Source organism: Streptomyces sp. NPDC093510 (genome assembly GCF_040683555.1).
GTDB lineage: Bacteria > Actinomycetota > Actinomycetes > Streptomycetales > Streptomycetaceae > Streptomyces.
On sequence record NZ_JBFBEE010000001.1, the window covers coordinates 383,497 to 404,714 of the forward strand.

The 21,218-nt window shown below is 74.0% G+C and carries 15 protein-coding genes and 1 pseudogene; 10 read left to right on the forward strand and 6 right to left on the reverse strand.

The features are described 5' to 3' along the window. Nucleotides 1-34: 34 nt before the first annotated feature. Nucleotides 35-637 (reverse strand): annotated as a pseudogene (locus AB0N81_RS01530) (ATP-dependent DNA ligase); the annotation flags it as partial. A gap of 115 nt (nucleotides 638-752) precedes the next feature. After that, nucleotides 753-2,006, reverse strand: coding sequence for a multidrug effflux MFS transporter (locus AB0N81_RS01535; RefSeq protein ID WP_365354620.1), 1,254 nt, complete (start codon nucleotides 2,004-2,006; stop codon nucleotides 753-755). Nucleotides 2,007-2,085: 79 nt separating this feature from the next. Here AB0N81_RS01535 and AB0N81_RS01540 point away from each other — a divergent pair, with 79 nt between their 5' ends. Continuing rightward, nucleotides 2,086-2,568, forward strand: a complete 483-nt coding sequence (locus AB0N81_RS01540; RefSeq protein WP_365354622.1) for a MarR family transcriptional regulator — start codon at nucleotides 2,086-2,088, stop codon at nucleotides 2,566-2,568. 170 nt (nucleotides 2,569-2,738) lie between these two features. On the opposite strand, the gene AB0N81_RS01545 is transcribed toward AB0N81_RS01540, so the two are convergent. Next, nucleotides 2,739-3,494, reverse strand: coding sequence for a DNA polymerase ligase N-terminal domain-containing protein (locus AB0N81_RS01545; RefSeq protein ID WP_365354623.1), 756 nt, complete (start codon nucleotides 3,492-3,494; stop codon nucleotides 2,739-2,741). A 317-nt stretch (nucleotides 3,495-3,811) separates the two neighbouring features. On the opposite strand from AB0N81_RS01545, the gene AB0N81_RS01550 reads away from it, so the two are divergent. From AB0N81_RS01550 to AB0N81_RS01560, 3 genes are all read left to right on the forward strand, one after another. Continuing rightward, the gene (locus AB0N81_RS01550) at nucleotides 3,812-4,516 is read left to right on the forward strand and encodes a response regulator transcription factor (protein ID WP_365354624.1); all 705 of its coding nucleotides are present in this window, start codon (nucleotides 3,812-3,814) and stop codon (nucleotides 4,514-4,516) included. A gap of 61 nt (nucleotides 4,517-4,577) precedes the next feature. Continuing rightward, nucleotides 4,578-5,246: a DUF4255 domain-containing protein gene (locus AB0N81_RS01555; RefSeq protein WP_365354626.1), complete on the forward strand. Its 669-nt coding sequence runs from the start codon at nucleotides 4,578-4,580 to the stop codon at nucleotides 5,244-5,246. A gap of 47 nt (nucleotides 5,247-5,293) precedes the next feature. Beyond that, on the forward strand, nucleotides 5,294-7,255 hold the full coding sequence (locus AB0N81_RS01560; protein WP_365354838.1) for an ATP-binding protein: 1,962 nt from the start codon (nucleotides 5,294-5,296) through the stop codon (nucleotides 7,253-7,255). Between the two features lie 42 nt (nucleotides 7,256-7,297). Here the strand turns inward: AB0N81_RS01560 and AB0N81_RS01565 are convergent, their stop codons facing one another. The 3 genes from AB0N81_RS01565 to AB0N81_RS01575 form a co-directional block, all read right to left on the reverse strand. After that, nucleotides 7,298-8,674 carry a hypothetical protein gene (locus AB0N81_RS01565; RefSeq protein ID WP_365354628.1) on the reverse strand — a complete coding sequence of 459 codons (1,377 nt, stop codon included), beginning with the start codon at nucleotides 8,672-8,674 and terminating at the stop codon, nucleotides 7,298-7,300. 5 nt (nucleotides 8,675-8,679) lie between these two features. Then, nucleotides 8,680-10,305, reverse strand: coding sequence for a peptidoglycan-binding domain-containing protein (locus AB0N81_RS01570; protein ID WP_365354630.1), 1,626 nt, complete (start codon nucleotides 10,303-10,305; stop codon nucleotides 8,680-8,682). 110 nt (nucleotides 10,306-10,415) lie between these two features. Next, nucleotides 10,416-13,658 (reverse strand): BTAD domain-containing putative transcriptional regulator, encoded by a 3,243-nt coding sequence (locus AB0N81_RS01575; protein ID WP_365354631.1) that lies wholly within the window; start codon nucleotides 13,656-13,658, stop codon nucleotides 10,416-10,418. Nucleotides 13,659-14,140: 482 nt separating this feature from the next. On the opposite strand from AB0N81_RS01575, the gene AB0N81_RS01580 reads away from it, so the two are divergent. The 6 genes from AB0N81_RS01580 to AB0N81_RS01605 all read left to right on the forward strand — a co-directional run bounded on the left by AB0N81_RS01580 (nucleotide 14,141) and on the right by AB0N81_RS01605 (nucleotide 21,218). Beyond that, the gene (locus tag AB0N81_RS01580; RefSeq protein WP_365354839.1) at nucleotides 14,141-15,727 is read left to right on the forward strand and encodes a phage tail sheath subtilisin-like domain-containing protein; all 1,587 of its coding nucleotides are present in this window, start codon (nucleotides 14,141-14,143) and stop codon (nucleotides 15,725-15,727) included. Between the two features lie 54 nt (nucleotides 15,728-15,781). Continuing rightward, nucleotides 15,782-16,225: a phage tail protein gene (locus AB0N81_RS01585; protein ID WP_125515614.1), complete on the forward strand. Its 444-nt coding sequence runs from the start codon at nucleotides 15,782-15,784 to the stop codon at nucleotides 16,223-16,225. Continuing rightward, a complete protein-coding gene (locus AB0N81_RS01590; protein ID WP_365354632.1) occupies nucleotides 16,225-16,668 on the forward strand; it encodes a hypothetical protein in 444 nt (147 codons plus the stop codon). The genes AB0N81_RS01585 and AB0N81_RS01590 overlap by 1 nt, the downstream gene beginning before the upstream one ends. Then, nucleotides 16,665-16,826: a DUF6760 family protein gene (locus AB0N81_RS01595; protein WP_365354634.1), complete on the forward strand. Its 162-nt coding sequence runs from the start codon at nucleotides 16,665-16,667 to the stop codon at nucleotides 16,824-16,826. Before AB0N81_RS01590 ends, AB0N81_RS01595 begins: the two co-directional genes overlap by 4 nt. Before the next feature lie 408 nt (nucleotides 16,827-17,234). Next, entirely contained in the window at nucleotides 17,235-20,696 is a 3,462-nt protein-coding gene (locus AB0N81_RS01600) for a hypothetical protein (RefSeq protein WP_365354635.1), read from the forward strand. Nucleotides 20,697-20,780: 84 nt separating this feature from the next. Then, the gene (locus AB0N81_RS01605; RefSeq protein ID WP_365354637.1) at nucleotides 20,781-21,218 is read left to right on the forward strand and encodes a phage tail protein; all 438 of its coding nucleotides are present in this window, start codon (nucleotides 20,781-20,783) and stop codon (nucleotides 21,216-21,218) included.

Here is a 21,218-nt window from a genome sequence, read left to right on the forward strand (position 1 = left end):
CGAGCCCGTCGAGTCTCTCGCGGAGTGCGACGAGGGTGCGCCGGTCGAAGCCGGTACCGACCTTGCCCGCGTAGCGCAGCCGCCCGGCGTCGTCGTGGTGGCCGATGAGCAGCGCGCCGGCGCCCTCCCGGCTGCCCGCCGGCTCGGTGGAGCCGCCCACCACGAACTCCTGGCCCAGGGAGCACTTCAGCTTGAGCCAGTCGTCGGAGCGGCGCGTCCGGTAGGTGCTGTCGGCGCGTTGGGCGATGAGGCCCTCCCAGCCGCGCCGGCACGCGTCGGCGAGGAGTTCGGGGCCGCCCTCGTTGCGGGGGGGGCAGAAGCGCAGCGGGGCCGTGGAGGTGATCGCGCGCCGCAGCAGGGACTTGCGGGTGCGCAGCGGCAGCCGCCGCACGTCCACGCCGTCCAGGCGCAGCAGGTCGAAGAGGTAGTACGTGACGGCGACGTCGCTCGCCTCGACGTCGGCCCGCCGGGTGAGTCCCATGCGCTGCCGGAGGCGGGCGAAGTCGGTCCTGCCGTGGGAGTACGTGGCGTCGAGCCGCCGCCCGCCGCGGGAGCGGAGCGTCACCTCGCCGTTCTCGCGGACGGCGAGGACCCGGATGCCGTCGTTCTCCAGACTTTGGTGTGCCTCATGAGACATCTGGGGCGGTTGATGGGGGTGCAACGGCGCGTGAGCGGCCGAGGGGGATCACGGCGGCTGACCGCGTTGACGTGGTTCTCCCAGTCGGCGACCTGCTGCCGGCCATCTTGTGCGGCTATCGCTTCTGCCGTGCCGGATCTGGGTCTTGTCCGGTCAACCACAGTGCGAGCGTGGCGATCAGTGCGCAGCCGGTCATGCCGAGGAAGAGCGGCATGACGGTGTGTCCGCCTGCGATGCCCATCAGGGGAGCGACGGCCGCGCCGAGGACGCTTTGCAATGTGCCGAGCACCGCCGAACCGGTACCGGCCGCGTTCGGTACGCGTGCGAGGGCAAGTGCGGGGGCGGTGGCGAAAACCTGCCCGAGGCCGAGGAAGCCGAGGCCGACCAGGCCCAGAGCCCACACCCGGTTGAGGTTTCCGGTGGCGGTGACGAGCAGGGCGACGGCGCTCGACACCAAGAGTACGGCCAGTCCGGCGTTCAGCAGGAGTCGAGAGCCGTAGCGGCTGACGAGCCGGGCTGCGGCGGCACTGGAGACAGTGGCGGTGAGGGCGCCGGCGGAGAAGGCCGAGGACGCCTCGCCGACGCTGAAGCCCAGAACGTTCTGCAGCAGGAAGGGGGACGCGGCGATGTAACAGAACAGGGTGGCACTGGCGAAGCAGAAGGCAAGTGTGTGGCCGAGGTAGAGGCGGTCGGTCAGTACCGAGACGGCGGCCTCGAGCGTGGTCCGGATGCCGCCGGCGTGTCGGTGTTCGGCGGGCAGGCTCTCCGGAACGAGGAGCAGCGCGGCCAGGAACATGAGCGCGGTCGCGCCGGCCAGCACCCAGAAGACCATGCGCCAACCGCCGGAGCCGTTCACTATGGCCCCGCCGGCCAGCGGCGCCACGATGGGGGCGATGCCGCCCAGGGCCATCAGCATGCCGAAGATCCTCGTGGCGGCCGTGCCGGACGTGACGTCTGAGACCACGGCCCGGCCGACGACTACGGCCGCAGCCCCGCTGAATCCCATGAGGAACCGCAGGACGGTCAAGAGTTCGAGCGAGGGGGCGACCGCGCACAGCGCCGTCACCAAGGCGCAGATGCCGGTTCCTAAGAGGATCGGCTTCCGGCGTCCGTACCGGTCGGAGAGGGGGCCGAGTACAAGCTGGCCGGCGGCGAGCCCGAAGAGGAACGCGGTGAGGGTGAGTTGGACGCCGGCGGCGTCCGTGGACAGGTCCCGGGCCATGGCCGGAAAGCCCGGGAGGTACATGTCCGTCGACAGCGGGATCACGAAGGACAGCAACGCGAGGGTCGCGGTCAGGCGGCCCGGCGGGGACGGGGGTGCCGGGTTCGGCACCGGCAGGCCGACTTGGGTGGGGACACGGGAGTTCACGGCCGCTCCAGAGGACGGAAGGGGACAGCAGGCATCGTGACTATAGATATATAGTTATAGGGAAAGCTAGAGTGGGAGGGTGACCAAGGGCGACAACGAACTCCATGACCATGCATTGCTGAGCGAGGCAAGGCTTCTGACCCCCGCGGTCTACGCCCTCGCTCGTGTCCTGCGGCTGCGAGGGGTCGACGAGGCGGGGCTGCTTCCGCTACCGCCGTCGGACCTGGAGGTTCTGCGCTATGTGCTGGAATCCCCGGGCACAGGAACGGGCGAACTCGCGCGCGAACTCGGGCTGCATGGGAGCAACGCCAGCACCACGGTGCGGGGCCTGGTCGCTCGGGGGTTGATCCGTCGCGAGGCCGATCCTCAGGACCGTCGAGCCGTTCAGCTGTACCCGACGCTGGATGCCCAGCACGGAATGGCTCGGATCGAGAATGCCTGGGCCGCCCTGTTCGCCGAAGCCCTGGCCGCGCTGCCCGCCGACGACCGTGCCGCACTCGCCGCCGCGACGCCCGCGCTGCGAGCACTCGGCTCCACTTTGCGAGCCCTCCGCCGCGACTGACAGTGCTCCGGCCCCCCGGCTCGGAACTCAGCTACAGGGTGCCGCTGGAGCTGCCGTACGAGACACCTCTGAAGTATCCGGAGAACAGTCGAGTGCCGCGAGTTCGACGCCGGGTGCCGCCCGGCGCGTGCGGCTGTCGAGGCCGGGTGGCAGCGTGTCCAGGAGGCCGGTCACTCCTTGTCACCGCCGTGCGGCTCCCATCTGGGCGCGTCCGGCGCCTCGGCGACCTGGCGCAGGGTGCGGCCGCTGCGGGCGGAGCGGGCGCGCCTCGGGTCAGGGGTGCCGCCACTCTTCCCGCCGCCGCTCTTCCCGCCGTCCTTGCCGCTGCCCTTCCCCTCCCCGGCTCCCTTCCCCTCCCCGGCTCCCTTGCCTTCCCCGGCTCCCTTCCGTACGAGCAGCCAGGTCGGCTTGGCGGATGCGCCGCTCCGCTCCTCGCGGCCGTGGAAGCGGGTGAGCGCGTACTGTCCGCGCAGCTTCTCGCCGTGCAGCTCGAACGTGGCGTGGCCGTTCTCCAGAGCCTCGGCGAACGGTACGGGCCGCTTCTTCTTGTCGTGGCTCATCGGCCGGTAGGTGCCCTGGTCCCAGACGATCACAGTGCCGCCGCCGTACTCCCCCTCGGGGATGACGCCCTCGAAGTCCCGGTACGCCATGGGGTGGTCCTCGGTGGGGAGGGCGAGCCTCTTGTCGTGCGGGTCGGTGGAGGGGCCCTTGGGGACCGACCAGGACTTGAGCACGCCGTCGACCTCCAGGCGGAAGTCGAAGTGCATGGTGCTCGCGTCGTGGATCTGGACCACGAACACGGGATCGTCGTCCCGATCCTGTCCCCCGGCCCCGTCCTGCCGTACCGTACGCTCGCCGCTCGGCTCACGCGTCCTGTCGAAGTGCCGCTTCCCGCGATAGGTCCGCAGCTTGTCCTCGTCGCTCACGCCAGGCCCCTTCCCTCCGGGTCGCTGATCTACAGGTCGCTGATCCGTCCGGGCCGCCGGGTACCCCGTGATCGCCGCCGGCACGCGCCGTCCGCCCGGGCAGGGGCCCGTCCTGCCTGCGACGTTACGGGACACGCCAGGAGTCGGCAGCGCGTCGACGGCGGACCCGGTGCCGCCTCGCAGGACCGGCCCGCCGGCCCGGAAATCGTTCGCCGATAAACGTCCGCGTTGATCCGTTGATCCGGCGGCAATCGGATATTGATCGGTCTTGTCCACCCTGTGTCCGTCGCTATTCGGGGGAAGACAGGAAACGTCAGTTGTCGGATACACGTATATCGGTGGCCGTGCACGCCACCGACCCCCTCAGCCGCGCCGGGGTCATCAGCCATCTCCGCCATCAGCCCACCGTCGAACTGGTGGACCGGATCGCGGACGACGGCTCGCCGACGCCCCCCGGCCACGCGACGGCCCCGGGCCACGCGACGGCCCCCGCACCGGAACGCGTCGCCGTCATGCTCGTGGACCGCCTCGACGACCCGGCCGGCACCGAACTGCGCCGCCTGACCAGGTCCACCGAGCAGCGCGTCGTACTGATCGCGAGCGAACTGCGCGAGCCGGAGCTGCTCGCCGTCGTCGAGTACGGCGTACGGGCCATCCTGTGGCGGCACCAGGCGACCCCGCAGAAGCTGCTGCGCGCCGTGCACAGCGCGGCACGCGGCGAGGGCGAGCTGCCGCCCGACCTCATCAACCGGCTCATGACGCAGCTGGGCCGCCTCAGGCTCTCCGGGCTCGACGGCACGGCGTCCGCCGCCGCCACCCTCGTACCGACGCTGGGCATGGCGCCCCGCGAGGTCGACGTGGTACGGCTGATCGCGGAAGGGCTGGACACCAAGCAGATCTCGGAGAAGCTCGCCTACTCCGAACGAACGGTCAAGAACGTCCTGCACGCGCTCATGACGCGCCTGCAGCTGCAGAACCGCGCGCATGCCGTCGCGTACGCGCTGCGGGAGGGATACATCTGATGCGGCCGACGAAACACCTCCCCACGCAGGCCGGGGGAGCGCACGACCTGGGAGCCCGGCCTTGATCCACGAAGTCGACGAGGCGCTGCGCGCGCTGCTGCGCGGGGCGCTCCCCGAAGGGACCGGCGAGGTCGTCTTCGAGGCACCGACCCGCGACTGGGCCGCGCGGCGCAACGCCCCCACTCTCAACTCGTACCTGTACGACATCCGCGAGGACGTGGCACGGCGCGAGCGCGGCGCGTACGCCGAGCGGGGTCCTGACGGCGCCGTGCTGCGCAGGCGGCAGCCGCCGCGCTGGTTCCGGCTCTCCTATCTGCTCACCGCCTGGACCAACCGGCCCGAGGACGAGCACCGGCTGCTCTCCGCGGCCCTCGGCACCCTGCTCGCGCACGAGCTGCTGCCGCCGGACACCCTGCCCGACGCGCTCGCCGCGCTGCGGGCCACCCTGCCGCTGACCGTCGCGGTGCCGCCGCCCGAGTCCCGCTCCCTCGCGGACGTGTGGTCGGCGCTCGGCGGTGAGCTCAAGCCGTCCCTGGACGTCGTGATCACCGTGCCGTTCCCGGTGTCGCCGACGTACCCCGTGGCGCCGCCGGTCACCGAGGGCGCGGTCGTGGGCGTCCGCGGCATCGACGGCGAGCCGGGCGACGCGCGGCCCCGGATGCTGCGGAAGCAGCGGGCCGGGACAGCGCGGGACGAGACGCCGCGGGGCGACGGGACGGAGGCGCGGTGAGCGCGGCCGCCGACGTACTGCTGGAGCGGCTGGAGTCGTTGCGCGGCATGGTGGCGCGGCTCGTCGAACGGCGTGCCGCGGACGACCCGACGGCGGCGGACCCGCTGCGCGGCATGTACGTGACACCCGAGACGGCTCTCCGCCTAGCCACCGCTCCCCCGCCCGCCCCAGGCCCCGCCAGCGACGTACCTGTGGGCGAACCAGGCGATCCCCTGGAGGAGTTGGCGGAGCGGTTCGGGCTGAGCGCGCTCGACCGGCACATTCTCCTCGCCGCCCTCGCGCCCGACGTGGACCGCCGCTTCGAGCCGCTGTACGGCTACCTCAACGACGACGTGGGGCGCCGCAGGGCCACCGTCGCGCTGGCCCTGGACCTCGCGGGCACCGGCCCGCACGACCCGCTCGCCCGCGCCCGCTTCCACCCGCTGGCACCGCTGCGCGCCAAGGGCCTGATCGCGGTCGAGGACGAGGAACGGCCGCTGCCGGGGCGGGCCCTGCGCGTACCGGAGCGGGTGGTGACACAGCTGCTCGGTGACGACACGCTCGACCCCGAACTCGTCGACTGCGACGTCGAGTTGGTGGAGACCGGCGAGACGGTCCCCACCCACCCCCTCTCCACCCGCATCGCCGCTCTCGCCGCCGAGCGGCCGGTCCTCGTCCATCTGCGCGAGCGCAGGGAAGGCACCGCCGCCGGCCCTGTGGCCGACGCGCTGCGGGCGGCCGGGCTGCCCGTCCTGCGCCACCGGCCGCCGCCCCGGGCGGGCGAGGCGTCCGCCGCGACGGCCACCGCGCTCGTCCGTGAGGCACGGCTGCGGCGGGCCGCTCTCGTCGTCGGGCCCCTGCCCGCCGAACCCGGCCCGCTCGTCAAGGCGTTGGCGACCGGTGACGTGCCGGTCGTGTTCTTCGGGAGCGAGCCGTACGACCCCGGCTGGGCGCCGGACGCCGGGCTGCTCGCGCTGGACGCCCCGCAGGACGGCATCGACGCGTCCCGGACCTGGCACACCGAACTCGCCCGGCACACCCCCGCGTACGAGCCGGACTTCGACCTCGGCGAGGCCGTCGCTCCGTACCGGCTCAGCGGGCCGCAGATCCGCCGCGCGGCACGCGACGCCACCGGCCTCGCCGCCTTCGACGGCACCCCGCCGACCGCCGCGCACCTCCAGCACAGCGCCCGGCTTCAGTCGGCCCCGCTGCTCGACAAGCACGCCCGCCGCATCCGGCCCGAGGTCGGCTTCGGCGACCTCGTCCTGCCGGACGAACCGATGGGCATGCTCAAGGAGTTGGCGCTGCGCGCCCGGCACCGCGACAAGGTGCTCGGCGAGTGGCGGCTGCGCACCGGCGGCGGGCGCGGACGCGGGGTGATCGCGCTGTTCGCCGGGGACTCCGGCACCGGCAAGACCCTGGCGTCCGAGGTGGTGGCCGGTGAACTCGGCCTGGACCTCTACGTCGTGGACCTGTCGGCGGTCGTCGACAAGTACATCGGCGAGACGGAGAAGAACCTGGAGCGGATCTTCGCCGAGGCCGACCGCACGGACGCGGTGCTGCTCTTCGACGAGGCCGACGCCGTCTTCGGCAAACGCTCGGAGGTCAAGAGCTCGCACGACCGGTACGCCAACCTGGAGAGCGCGTATCTGCTGCAGCGTCTCGAGGCGTTCGACGGGATCGCCGTGCTGACCACGAATCTGCGGGCCAACATCGACGACGCGTTCACGCGCCGCCTCGACCTGGTCGTGGACTTCCCGTTCCCGGACGTCGAGCAGCGTCTCACCCTGTGGCGCAGCTGCCTCGCGGGGACACCCTGCCACCCGGACCTGGACGCCGAACTCGCCGTCTGCGCGAAGGAGTTCGAGCTCGCGGGCGGCGGCATCCGGTCGGCCGCCGTGACCGCCGCCTATCTGGCGGCGGGGCACGGCGGCCCGGTGTCGGGCGAGGACGTGCGGGCCGGGGCGCGGCGCGAGTACCGCAAGATGGGCCGGCTGGAGCCGGGGACGACGCTGCCCTGGCAGCAGTGACCCGCCCCGGGGCTTCCAGGACGATCTCCGGCCGGTCCGGGTCTACTCCGGCCAGTCGGAGATCGTCCAGCCCATGCTCTTGCGGTCGTCGCACTTCCACGTGACCGCGCTCGTGTCGTTCTGCATGTCCACGAGGCACTCGCCGGAACCGACGGCGACGATCCGCGTCAGCCCGTCGGGGCGCTTCTCCAGCTTCCACTTCTGGTTGCCCGGCAGCTGCCCGGTCCTGATGTTCTCCGGCGGCGCGTGGAAGATCTGGACGATGTTGGTGTTCACCTTCTGGTCCATGATGGCGCCGGGGGCGACGGCGGACTCCAGGGAGTAGGTGTCGGACTCGGGGTAGTGGTGCAGGATCCAGTCCTGGTTCTTCCCGAACTCGTCCGAGAGGGACGGGTTCTGTCCGACGTAGGTGCCGTCGTCCGTCGCCCCCTTCTTGACCTCCAGGTACCAGCCGCTGCCCTCGGAGCTGCGGAGGGTGTGCGTCTTGGGGCCCGCCGGCTTGTCGTCCTTCTTGCCGCCGCCGCCCGGCTTGGACTTCGGCGCGTCGTCCTTGTCCTCGTCCGAGGGCTCGGGCTTCTCCTTCTCCTCCTCGGAGGGGCTCGCCGAAGGGCTCGGCGCCTTCTTCATGCCGTCGCTCTGCGGGAGCTCCTGCTGCTTGCCCGCCTTCTCCCTGGCCTGGGTGGACATGGCCGGCTTGTGCTGGAACCACATCACGGCGAACGCGATGCCCAGCGCGACCAGGACGGAGAACACCGCCATGGCCCAGCGCGGGACCATGGACGGCTGGACGTAGGTGCCGCGCAGCTCCACCGGATCGGGCACCCCGGCCCGCAGCACGGAGACCGTGAACGGGTGCTTGCGGGTGTCGCCGACCCAGCTCACCGCGCCGGGCTTGATGCGCAGGTCCGCGAACCCGGCGCGCCCCGGGGAGACCTGGACGGAGCCCGGCTCGGCCTCGACCTCCACCTCCTCGCCGTTCTCACGGCCGGAGAAGGAGGCGGTGAGCTGCTGGTTGCCGAGGTTGTCGACGGCCACCGCAGCCTTGGCACCGAGCCGGCCGCGTACGACCAACGGCAGGAGTTCCGTGCGGAGTTCGGCGAAGGGCCCCACGGTGACCTGGCCCTCGGCCACGTCCGCGGCGTGCGCGGCCTCCCGGGGCTGCACCCGGACGCCGAACGGGGTCGGGCCCGCCTGCGCGTCCGAGGTCCTGGGCGGCGCGAGCTCGACCGACGCGGTGCCCTCCGCGCCCGGATAGAGGCGCAGTACGTCGGGCTGTACGCGGGCCCAGCCCGCCGCGGCGCCGACCACCTGGAGGCGGTACTCCTCGACGGTGTCCCCGGTGTTGCGTACGCGCAGCCGCACGCTCGTGCTGGAGCCGGGCTCCACGGTGGTGGCCGCTGGTTCGAGTGCGCTCCACATGCCGCTCACCGCCCCGTCACGCCGGGGTTGTGGACGCTGCCGCCGACCAGGGCCTGCAGCGTCGCGCTGTCGGCGACACCGGTCGCGGGCAGGCCCACGGAGGCCTGGTAGTCCTTGATGTGGGCGGCCGTGTTGCTGTTGTACCTGGCCGTCGTGGGCGCGGTGCGGCCGTGCTTGAAGTAGGCGACGCCGTGCTCGGCGTACGCCCGGTCGCGGTCCAGGTCCTTGTCGCTGATGCCGGCCTGCGAGGCCCACCAGAACGCGGCCTGCAACTGCACGACCTGCCAGTTGTCGGCGCCGGAACGGACGTCGTCGGGGCGGATGCCCTGCGCCCACAGAGAGGTCAGGGTGGCCCGGCCGAGCGTGCCCTCCTTGTCCGTCTCGAAGATCTGCGCGGTGTTGTGTCCGGAGTTCCGGCCACTGCGGACCACGGCTTTCTGGTAGCAGATCAACTTGCCCTCGGTATTGGCGTCGATGACACCGGGCGTCCAGGCGCCGGTGAGCGTACAGGGGTTCTTCGAGCCGAGAGCCGCGAGGCGGCGCTGGGCGTACTCGACGACGACGTCCGACGCGTAGCCGCGCCGCCACGGCGGTCCGGTGCGGGTGCCGCCGCCTTGGCGCGACTCCGGCTTCTTCTCGTCGCCGCCACCGCCACCGCCGCCGCCACCGCTGCTTCCTCCGCCGTCACCGCCGCCGCCGGACGAGCCGCCGCCCCCGGAGCCGGCCTCGTCACCGCCGCCGCCACCGCCGCCGCTCGCGCCCGTGCCGCCGGTACCGCCGCCGTCCGCCTTCTCCTTGGGCGGCGGGGCGTCCGCGAGCTTGTCCTTCTCGCCGCCCTGCGGGACCGCGTCGGGTGCTGCGGCCGCCTGGTTCTCGCGCGCCGAACCGTTGAGCTTGGGCGAGTAGGAGAACCAGATCACCGCGCACGCGACGGCGAGCGCCACGAACACGCTGCCGAAGGTGAGGAGCCAGCGGGGCAGCACCGGGCGCTGGTCGAAGCTGCCCGGCAGTTCGTGGCCGCGCTCGTCGCCGGAGCGCCGCACGGAGACGGTGAACGGGTGTGGCTGCGCCGCGCCCGTCCACCGCACCTGCTGCGGGCGGACGACGACACGGGCGAACGCCGCCCGGCCCGGGGCGACCTGGATGGCCGTGGGAGTGATGTCGAAGGCGAGCCGGTCGGCGTCGTCGCGGACCGTGAGCGCCGCGGTCAGCGGGGTGTTGCCGAGGTTGTCCACGGCGACGGAGGCCCGGCCGCGGAAGCGTCCGACGATGGTGGGCGGCAGGAGTTCGGCCCGTATCTCCGCGAAGGACGTGACGGTGACCTGGCCCTCGACGACGTCGCGTGCCTCCGGGTTCTCCCGGGGTTCGACGCGGATGCCGTACGGCGTGGGCCCCGCGGCCACGTCGGGCGAGCGGGGCGGCGCGAAGGAGATCTCGGCCGTGCCCTCGCTGCCCGGGTAGAGGCGCAGGACGTCGGGTTCGACGCGGGACCAGCCGGCGGGGGCGCCGACCACTCCGAGGCGGTACTCCTCGACCGTGTCTCCCGTGTTGCGTACGCGAAGCCGTACGGTCGCTCGGCCACCGGGGTCCACGGTCACCGCGGCCGGGTCAAGGGAGTTCCACCACGTCATACGGGCACGGTAGAGGGCGTCGTGGCCTGCGTCCTTGTACGAAAGGGCGACGTCAGGGGCAGGCCCTGCTGCCCTCGCGAACGGGCCGCCCGAGCGGCTCGGACAGGCCCTCAGCCGTACGCCGGGAGCACGGGCCCCCGCGCCCCGGCGCGCTGTGGCCAACGGGCGAGCAGTTCGGCGATCTCGGCGGCCTCCGGCGCACCGCGCCGCTCCATCACCCGGTGCGCGATCCGCAGCGCCGCCCTGGCCCGGTCGAGGTCGCCGAGGACGAGCAGCGCCCGCCCGCGCGCGGCCATCGCCAGCGCGTGGCAGAACGTGTCGCCCGGTTCGCCCTCGACGGCCAGCGCCGTGTCGGCGCTGCGCATCGCGTCGCCGGGCCGGTTCTGGTCGAGTTCGCAGTACGCGAGGCGGGCCCAGCAGAGCGCCTCCCAGCGCGGGTTGCGGCTCCTTCCGTGCAGGCGCTGGGCCTCACGCAGCCGCTCCGCCGCCGCTGCCGACCTGCCGTCCTGCAGCAGCGCGCAGCCCGCCTGGTAGAGGACGTGCGCGAGCGTGGACGCGCTGACCGACTGCCGCGCCTGCCGCACCGCCGCCACGAGGGCGGTGTCCGCCGCCGTGCGCCGCCCCAGGCTGACGTACGCCCGCGCCATGTGGGACAGGACGCGGATGCGGTCCTCGTGCCCGCCGAGCGCGCCGAACCTGGCGTACGCGAGCCGCAGTTGCTCCAGTGCCTCCTCGTGCCGCCCCGTGCTCATGAGGACGATGCCAAGCTCGTGGCCGCCCTCCGCGCCGACCAGCAGGTCACCGGTGGCGGCGGCGAGGCGCAGGCTCTCGCGGAGCGCGCGTTCGGCGTGGCCGTAGGTCTCGGTGCCGTGGTGCGGGGCGCCGAGGAGACGCAGCGCGCGGGCGGCGGACCGGTCGTCGCCGTGCTCGCGCGCGGTGCGCAGGGCCAGTTCGGCGAGCGGCTCCAGGTCGCGGTGGCGGGCGGTGCCGGCCACGAGGTGGGACCAGGCGGTGAGCAGGTCGACGGTGGGGCGCAGGCCGGGCGGCCCGCCGGGTGTGCTGCCCGCCGCCTCCGGTACGTGCCGCAGGGACTCCTCGGCGGCGGCGCACAGCCGCGAGTGGGCGACGACCAGCCAGTCGTGCGCGGCGGCCTCGTCGGGCAGTGCCTTGCCCTCGGAGGCGGGGCTGTGCAGCTGCTGCGGCAACACGCTGTGCGGTTTGGTGCGGCGGATCGCGGTGATGACGGTGGCCAGGACGTAGTCGAGGAAGCGGAGGCGGGCCTCGGCGCGTTCCCCGGCGCTCTCGCGGAGCTCGCACTGCTGGCGCGCGAAGAGCCGCACCAGGTCGTGGAAGCGGTAGCGGTCCTCGCCGTGCAGTTCCATGAGCCCGGCGTCGACCAGGCGCTCCACCGCCGTCTCGGCCTCCTCGTCGCTCACCCCGAGGAGCGCGCCCGCGGCGCCCCGGCAGAAGGACGGCATGTAGCAGAGGGAGACCATGCGGAAGGCGCGCGCGAGGCCCGGCTCCAGAGCCTCGTAGCCCAGCCGGAAGGTGGCCTCGACGGCCAGGTCGTCCACCCGCAGCTCGTCCAGCCTGCGGCGCTCGTCACGCAGCCGCGCCGTCAGGTCGGCGACGGGGCGGCCCGGCCTGGCGGCAAGACGGGCGGCGGCGATCCGCACGGCGAGCGGCAGCCCGCCGCAGATGGCGACCAGCTCGCGGGCGGCGGCCGGTTCGGCGGCCACGCGCTGGGCGCCGGCCATGGCGGAGAGCAGGCCGAGCGCCTGCGGCTCGTCCATCGTCTCCACGTCGACGAGGCGCGCGCCGGGCAGGGTGATGGTCCGCGAGCGGCTGGTCACCAGGACCGCGCAGCCCGGGGTGCCGGGCAGCAACGGCCGCACCTGGGCGGTGTCGCGCGCGTTGTCGAGGAGCACGAGCACGCGGCGGCCCGCGAGGAGCGAGCGGTAGAGGGCGGTCTGCTGGTCGAGGCCGTCGGGGACGGCGCTCTCGGGGATGCCGAGCGCGCGCAGGAATCCGGTGAGCGCGCTGCCGCTGTCGACGCCGGGCGCCGGGTCGGCGCCGCGCAGGTCCACGTACAGCTGGCCGTCGGGGAACTCCTCGCGTAAGGCGTGGGCGACGTGCACCGCGAGCGCGGTCTTGCCGACGCCGCCGAGGCCGGTGAGCGTGGCGACGGCCATCGTGCTGCCGGACGTGGCGGCGCGCAGCGTCTCGGTCAGCAGGCGCGCCTCGGCCTCGCGGCCCGCGAAGTCGGTGACGTCGGGGAGGAGCTGGGCGGGGGCGAGGGGGGCGGGGGCGGGGGTGCGGACGGGGTGTGCGGGTGTTCCGTTCAGGGGGAGGGGGCGGGTGGCGCGGTCCGTACGGGTCGGGGGCGGGGCCGCGTTCTCCTGGCCCGGCGTGTGCGGCTGCCCCGGTCCCGGGCGAACGTGATCCGGGCGCACGTGATCCGGGCGTACGTGGCCCGGGCGTACGTGGTCCGGGCGCACGGATATGCGTTGTGGCTGGTCACCGACGAGCGGCGTGCCCTTCAGGAGTCCCTCGTGCAGCGCGGCCAGTTCCCTGCCCGGGTCGACGCCGAGCTCGGTGGCGAGCGTGCGGCGCGTGGCCTCGTACACGGCGAGGGCGTCCGCACGACGGCCGCCGCGGTGCAGGGCGAGCATCAGCAGGGCCTGGGCCCGCTCGCGGAGCGGGTGCTCGGCGGCGAAGACGCTCAGGGGGGCGGTCGTCTCGCTGTGACAGCCCAGTTCGAGCGCGCAGGCGAAGAACTCCTCCTGGGCGGTGACGGACAGTTCGGTGAGCCGGTCCCGCTGGCGCATGGCGTACGGGCCGGGCAGGCCGGCCAGCGGGGCGCCGTCGGAAAGCGCGAGCGCCGCCGTCAACTCGGCGTGCGCTTCGGCGTGTTCACCGGCGAGACGCATCGTGCGCGCCGCCGACACGCGGGCCTCCAGCTCGACGGCGTCCAGGGACCCGGGCGGGAGCCGCAGGGCGTAGCCGTCGCCGGCCGACACCAGGAGCCGGGCGGGTTCGCGGGCGCGCCGGTCCGGTTCGAGGAGGGAGCGGAGCCGGGAGACGTACGTACGCAGCGTGCCGACGGCGCGCGGCGGCGGCTCCTCGTCCCACAGCGCGTCGACCAGTTCGGCCGCGGACGCCGGGTGTCCGCCGCGCAGCAGCAGGGCCGCCAGGGTCGCGCGCTGCTGCGGCGGGCCGAGCGTGAGGGGCTGCCCGTCGCGCCAGGCCCGCACCGGCCCGAGGACCTGGAACCACAGCGCCCGGCCCGGATCGTCCGGCCCGGCCGTCCTCTCGCCGTCCCGGCCCGGACGGCTGCCCGCGTCGCCCCGCATCGTCAGCCCGCACCCCTTGCCCCGTGACGCACTTCGAAGTGCCCGTTCGTACTGGCCACGGATGGCCGCACGCACCAAACGTTACGTCAGCCCCGCGAGCGCTCGGACACACGTGCGGCACTTGCGCCACCTTGTTGACCTGCTATTGACGCTGTGGACGCCTGGGGCGGGGCATATGCGCCACCGACCGCCGACATTCGGCCGGGGGCGGCGGCCGGGGCGCCGGACGGCGCCCTGCCGCGCTCCGCCCCGGTGACCGGACGGGCAACGCGCGCCGCCCCGCCGTGACCGGACCGCGGGCCGTCGCGAACGCGCAGGTCGACGGCTGCCGCCCGGCGGCTGAACGGGCAGCGGCATCTGCCCTCACTGACGTCCGTCCGTCTCTACGCACCGGCCCGCGCGTGGGACATCGTCGACACGGTACGAATCCGTGCCGGCTGTGCGCCGGTCCCGCTCACCCTCGAAACTTGGAGCACAGCAGCATGCCCAACTACCTGTCCCCCGGCGTCTACATCGAGGAAGTCGCCAGCGGTTCACGACCCATCGAAGGGGTCGGTACGTCCGTTGCGGCCTTCGTCGGCCTGGCACCGCGGGGACCGCTCAACGAGCCCACGCTGGTGACCAACTGGTCGCAGTACGTGGCCGCGTTCGGCGAGTTCACGGACGGGTACTACCTGGCGCACTCCGTCTACGGGTTCTTCAACAACGGCGGCTCCGCCGCGTACGTCGTACGGGTCGGCGGCTCCGACGCCGCCGCGCCCCAGGAGCGGGGCACGGCGCCCGCACCGGCGGCCAAGAAGCTCACCGCGGGCGAGCCCGTGGCGCTCGGCGGCTTCTCCGTGTCGGCGATCACCGCGGGCACCGCGAACGGCGGGGCCCTGACCGTCGAGGTGCAGGACGGCGAGGGCGAGAGCGCCGCCGACCGCTTCAAGCTGATCGTCAAGGACGGCGACAAGGTCGTCGAGAGCTTCGACGTCAGCGCGAAGAAGACGGCACGCAACTACGTCGTCACGCAGGTCAAGCAGCGGTCCAAGGCGATCGCCCTGGAGGAGGCCACGGCCGGCGGCCAGCTGGCCAAGCCCGACGCGCAGACCGTGACGCTCGCGCCGCCCGCCCCGGCCACGCCCGCCGTGCCCACCGCCAACGGTGCCGTGGACCGCGTCGAGACCGCCCAGTTCATCGGCGACTCCGCGGACCGCACCGGCTTCGGCGGCCTGGAGGCCCTCGACGAGGTCAACATGGTCGCGGTGCCCGACCTGATGGCCGCCTACCAGCAGGGCCTCATCGACGAGGAGCAGGTCAAGGCGGTCCAGCTCGGCCTCATCGCGCACTGCGAGCTCATGGGCGACCGGATGGCCATCATCGACCCGCCGCCGTCGCTCAACGCCCGCCAGGTCCGGCAGTGGCGCCAGGAGCTGGCCGGCTACGACTCGCGGTACGCGGCCCTCTACTACCCCTGGATCAAGTCCTTCGACCCGGCCTCCGGCCAGTCGGTGGTCGTGCCGCCGTCCGGCCACATGGCCGGCATCTGGGCGCGCAACGACGCCGAGCGCGGCGTGCACAAGGCCCCCGCCAACGAGATCGTGCGCGGCGCCGTCGACCTGGAGCTGCAGATCACCCGCGGCGAGCAGGACCTGCTCAACCCGGTCGGCGTGAACTGCATCCGCGCGTTCCCCGGCCGCGGCATCCGCGTGTGGGGCGCCCGCACGATGGCGTCGGACCCGGCCTGGCGCTACCTGAACGTGCGCCGCTACTTCAACTACCTCGAAGAGTCGATCCTCATCGGCACCCAGTGGGTGGTCTTCGAGCCGAACGACCACGCCCTGTGGGCCCGCATCCGGCGCAACGTCTCGGCGTTCCTGGTCAACGAGTGGCGCTCCGGCGCGCTGTTCGGCTCGCGCCCCGAGGACGCCTTCTACGTGAAGTGTGACGAGGAGACCAACCCCGCCGAGTCGGTCGACCTCGGCCGGGTCGTCTGCGAGATCGGCATCGCGCCGGTCAAGCCCGCCGAGTTCGTGGTCTTCCGGCTCGCGCAGTTCTCCGGCGGGGGCGGCGAGCTGGAGGAGTAGACCGCGTACTCGCCCCAGGTCCCCCGAGAACCATCCCAACAGGAGTGAAACCCCTTGTCTCTGCAGCCCGGTGACGCCCTCACCACACACAATTTCGGCCTCCAGATCGACGGCGTCATGGTCGAGTACCTCCAGGAGGTCAGCGGCCTCTCCATGGAGCAGGACGTCATCGAGTACCAGCAGGTGTCGGCCGACGGGAAGCCCGTCGTGAAGAAGATGCCCGGCGTGAAGAAGGCCGGCGAGTGCACGGTCACGCGCGGCATGACGCAGTCCCCCGTCTTCAGCGAGTGGATCAACAAGTCCATCGCGGGCGACATGGGTTCGGCGCGCAAGAACGCCACGATCATGATGATGGACTACCAGAACAACCCGGTGAAGCGGTACAACCTGCGCAACGCCTGGTGCAGCAAGGTCGAGACCAGCGGGGTCAAGGCGGGCGACGCCGCCGCGCTGACCGAGCAGGTCACCATCGTCTTCGAAGAGCTGGTCATCGAGTAATGCGGCGCGAAGGCCCGGCGGGGGTGAACGCGGGGGCGGTGCCCGGCGCGGCGGCGGCCGCGACCCGTGAACCGCTGCGTACGGAGTTCGAGTTCGAGTTGCCGCGCGGCTTCGTTGACGAGTCGGGCACCGTGCACCGCAACGGCGCGATGCGGCTCGCGACGGCACGCGACGAACTGGTGCCGCTGCGGGACGTCCGCGTGCGGGAGAACCCCGCGTACCTGTCCGTGGTGCTGCTCGGCCGGGTCATCACCCGGCTGGGCACGCTCGGCTCCGTCCACGACGGCACGGTGGAGAACATGTTCGCCTCCGACCTGGCCTTCCTCCAGGACTTCTACCGGCAGATCAACGCGGAGGGCCACACCCGCGCGGCCGTGGCCTGCCCGCACTGCTCGGAGTCCTTCGAGGTGGAGCTGGCCGGGAGCCGCCTGGGGGAATCGTGACGTACGCGGCCGACCGCATCGAGGAGGAAGTCGCGTACCTCGCCTACCACTTCCACTGGGGCATGGACGACATCCTCGACCTCGAACACGCGGACCGGCGCGCGTACGTGACGCGGACCGGAAAGCTGGTGGAACAGGCGGAGGCCGCCAGGCAGTGACGGTGCGGGGGCGGTGAGTCGGTGGTCGGTGAGTCGAGGTAAGTGATGGGCTTGTTCAGGTGGCGGCGGGGGTCGCGGGGCGACGCGGGTGCCGCGGGGGCTTCGGGTGCTTCGGGTGCTTCGGGTGCGGGTGCGGGTTCGGTGGCACCCGGCGCGGGCGCTGGGGCCGGGGCCGGGGCCGGGGCTGTTGGTGCCGAGGCTTCCGGGGCTGAGGCGCTCGGTGGTGGGGCTGGTGCGGGCTCTGGGGCGGGTGACGGCTCCGGTGCTGGTGTCGGCTCCGGTGCGGGTGACGGCTCCAGTGCCGGTGCCGCCTCCAGTGCCGGTGCGGGTACGGCGGGTACGGCGGGTGCAGGCGCCGCCTCCGCCGCGGGCGGTGGGGCGTGGGCGGCCGTGCCGCCGGTGCAGCGCGTGCTCGCGGCACCCCGCACCGTCGCGGAGCAGCGCTTCGGCGCGATGCTCGCCACGCACCAGGACCCGACCTTCGGCGGCGAGTTGGGCCACGCGGTACGGGCCTCCGCTCCCGGCGGCCTGCTGCACGGCGTCCTCACGCCGGTCGCCGGCCGCCCGGGCAACCTCGACCTGCCCTCGCTGAGGCTGCCGGTGCGGGGGCGGGCGGACGCCGGGGCGGAGGCGGGACCGGACGATGCGCTGACGTCGCCCGCGTTCACCCCCTCGACCTCCCGCTCCGCCGCCTCCGCCCGTGACGGTCGCGATGTCCAGCGTGCGGCCGCGCGGGCGACGGAGGCCGACGTTCTCGGCACCGAGCCCGCGGGCCGCTCCGTCCGGCGCGGCGCCACGACGTCGCCGAGCGGCAGCCGTACGAACCCGTCGGCGCGCGGAGCGGTGACGCCCGCCCCGGAGGCGGAGACCCGCCGCCCCACGGGCGGCAGCCCGGCGCAGACGCCCCCGGCCGGGGCAGCGGCACCGACCCCTGCCACCCCCGCCGCCACCGGCACGAACCGCCCCGTCCAGCGACGCGGAGTCCCAGGAGCAGGCACCCCCAGCACTCCCGGCACTCCCACCCCCGCCGCCACCGGCACAGACCGCCCCGTGCAACGCCGTGCCGCCACCCCGACGAGCCCGAAGACCGAAACACCCGGCGGCGGCCACACGAACACGCCCCGGCACGCGGCGGGGGCGCCCGCCCCCGAAGGGCAGCGTCACCGCTCCACCTCGCCGACGCCCAAGGACGAGGCGCCGAGCGACAGCCGCACGGACGCGCCCGCGACCAAGCCGCTGCTCGGGACCCCGACACCGGCGCCGGAAGCACAGCCCTCCGGCCCCGAAACACCACGCCCCGTCCAGCGCCGGGCCACTACCGCGACCCCCAAGGCCGAGGCACCGAGCCGCACCCAGCCACACACGCCCCCGACCGGGACAGCAACCCCCGCACCCGGCACAGACCGCGCCGCCGCCTCCCCGGCCCCCAAGAACGAGGCGCCGAGCCGCACCCAGGCACACACGCCCCCGACCGGCGCAGCAACTCCCGCACCCGGCACAGACCGCGCCGCCGCCTCCCCGGTCCCCAAGGACGAGGCGCCGAGCCGCAGCCGCGCGGACGCACCCGCGACCAAGCCGCTGCTCGGGACGCCGGCACCTGCGCCGGAAGCGCAGTCCTCCGCGCCCGGGGCACACCACCCCGTCCAGCGCCGGACCACCACCCCGAGCCGCAGCCAGGCACAGACGCCCCCGGCCGGGCCCGTAACTCCCACCCCTGCCACCCAGGGCTCCAACCCCACCGCCCCCGGCACGGACCGCGCTGCCATCCCGCCGGTCCCCAAGGACGAGGCGCCGAGCGACAGCCGCCGGGACGAACCCGCGATCAAGCCCCTGCTCGGGGCAGCAACGCCCCCGCCCGCAGCGCAGGCCCCCGACCCCGACACGCACCACCCCGTCCAGCGCCGGGCCACAACTCCGACGACCCCCAACACCGAAACACCACACGGCTCCCAGGCACACACGGACGCATCCGCGACCCAGCCGCTGCCCGGGACAGCAACACCCCCGCCGGCAGCACAGGCCCCCGGCTCCGACGCACACCGGCCCGTCCAGCGTCAGGCCGGCACCCCGGCGAGCTCCAGGGATGAAGCGCCGCAGGCAGCGGCAACACCCACCCCCGGAGCCCAGCCCCACCACCCCGTGCAACGCCGGGCCACCACTTCGCCCGGCCCCAAGAACGACGCACCGGACGCGACCGCCACCAAGCCCCTGCTCGGGGCCGGAACTGCTGTCCCGGAAGCGCGGACGGACCACACCACCGCCCCCGCCGCCCCTCCCCGCACGGACGCAGACCGACCCGTGCAGCGGTCGGCTCCCCGCTCCCGTGCCCAGGCGCCGCCCGCCGTGCCCGGCACCCCGGAGACCGGCCGCCCCGCAATCGGGTCCAAGTCCGGCACCGCGCCGCTCGCCGGGGCCCGGGCCATCCCCGCCACCGGCTCCGGTGCGACGGGCGACCCGGCGGGTTCCCGTGCCGTGCCCGTGGTGCAGCGGGCACGAGCGGGGCGTTCTCCGCTCGTGTCGGCGGCGCCCGCCGTGGTGCCGCAGCGGCAGATCTACCCCGTCGGGACCACGCGTACGGCACCGTCCGCCACGCCACAAGCCACCCCTTCCCAGACCGCCTCAGTCCAGACCGCCTCAGTCCAGACCGCCTCCGCCCAGGCGGCCGCCACATCGTCCGGCGCCGCCCCCTCCAGCCCCGTTCCGCCGGACGTCACCACTGGTGTCCGGCCCACCGACGTCCCCGGGCCGGTGCCCCCCACCGGCCCGGGGACCCACGCCGCGTCCGCGGCCACGGACCCCGTCGCTGTGCGGGCGAATTCCCCCGTTCAGCCCGTACAGCGACGGCCTCTTGCACGCCGGGTCCGGCGTGCGCAGGAAGGCGGTGCCGCCGCCGCGCCGACAGGCGCTCCGAGGCCCGGACTCGGCACGCCTTTGAACCAGGCACCCGCCACTGCCCAGTCCCAGTCCCCGACCCCGGCACCGTCGCCGACCCCGGCACCGCAGGACCGCCCCCGCCGGACCGCGATCGGCGCCCCGGTCACCCCCGTGCAGAAGTCGGCGACCGGCAGGCCCACGCCCGCCCCCGTACCTGCCCCCGCACCCATCCCCACGCCCGCACCCGCGCCCGCAGCCGACAGCGCGCCCGAGCCCACACCCGCACCCGCACCCTCACCGGCACCCGCGCCGAAGCAACCCCTCCCCGTCGTCCCGGTCAACCGCCGCATCGCACCCGGCAGTTACCGGCCCGCCGAACTCCACACCACGCGCCTCCCCCTCTCCCACTCCCGGGGTCTGACGACCCACGCCCCGGCGACGACGGGCACGCCGGCAGCGACCGGTCCCGGAGGCCCGGCCGTCGGGGCAGGGGCGGCGGGTGCGAAAGGGACCAACCCCGTACCACTCCAGCAAGCCCCCCGCACCGGAGCCCAGCCCGGCGCCACCGCCACCCCCGTCGTCGTACCGCTCGGAACCCCCGGCCCCCGTACGCCCCGCCCCACCCCTCCTCCCACTCCGTCCCCGGTGCGCCCCAAGACCGTCCAGCGACGCGCACCCGCCCCCACGCCTGCGCCCACGCCCGGACCGACACCCGCGCCCGCTCCCGTCCAGCCCGCGCAAGCGCCGGCTCCGGCCCGCCAGGCCCCCGCCCCCGCGGCCACCCCTCCCGCACAGCCCGACCGCACACCCACCGGGACCGGCACCGGAACCGGCAGCAGCACCTCCGCCGCCGAATCCGCTCCCACCGCCGAGTCCACCCCCGCCGATCTGGACGACCTGGCCCGGCGTCTGCTCGCCCCGCTCTCGCGGCTGCTCCGGGCTGAGCTCCGCAGTGACCGGGAGCGGGTCGGCCGGCTCCGCGACCACGGCCGCTAGCGGCACACCGGCACGTCAGCCGTAACCCCTGTCCCCCAGCCCAGTCCCGTAAGCCTTCCGCCTCCTCCACAGCAAAGAGAACCCATGCCCTCGTCCCTGGACCCCGGCTCCACCGTCTTCTTCAAGCTCACGATCGACGGGCAGGACCTCGGCCTGTTCAACGGCTGTGACGGGCTGTCCTCGGAGGTGGAGGTGGAGCAGCGGCAGGAGGGCGGCAACAACGGGTTCGTCTGGCAGTTGCCCACCCGCGTGACCTTCTCCACCATCCGCCTCACCCGGCCCCTCACCGCCGACACGTCCCGCGTGGCCGCCTGGATCTCGTCGATCGCGACGGGGATCTCGCGGCCCACCGCGCAGATCGCGGCGCTGCGCGCGGACGGTTCCGTCGTCGCGCAGTGGGGGCTCGTCGAGGTGCTGCCCGTGCGCTGGCAGGGGCCGAGCCTCAGCCCTGACAGCCCGGCCGTGGCGACGGAGACGCTGGAGATCGCGCATCACGGCTTCACCGACGCGGGAGGTGCCTGA

Coding starts and splice junctions, on each gene's coding strand:
- AB0N81_RS01605 (WP_365354637.1), top strand. CDS start 20,781: ATGCCCTCGTCCCTGGACCCCGGCTCCACCGTCTTCTTCAAGCTCACG.
- AB0N81_RS01570 (WP_365354630.1), bottom strand. CDS start 10,305: ATGACGTGGTGGAACTCCCTTGACCCGGCCGCGGTGACCGTGGACCCC.
- AB0N81_RS01580 (WP_365354839.1), top strand. CDS start 14,141: ATGCCCAACTACCTGTCCCCCGGCGTCTACATCGAGGAAGTCGCCAGC.
- AB0N81_RS01590 (WP_365354632.1), top strand. CDS start 16,225: ATGCGGCGCGAAGGCCCGGCGGGGGTGAACGCGGGGGCGGTGCCCGGC.
- AB0N81_RS01575 (WP_365354631.1), bottom strand. CDS start 13,658: ATGCGGGGCGACGCGGGCAGCCGTCCGGGCCGGGACGGCGAGAGGACG.
- AB0N81_RS01565 (WP_365354628.1), bottom strand. CDS start 8,674: ATGTGGAGCGCACTCGAACCAGCGGCCACCACCGTGGAGCCCGGCTCC.
- AB0N81_RS01560 (WP_365354838.1), top strand. CDS start 5,294: ATGGTGGCGCGGCTCGTCGAACGGCGTGCCGCGGACGACCCGACGGCG.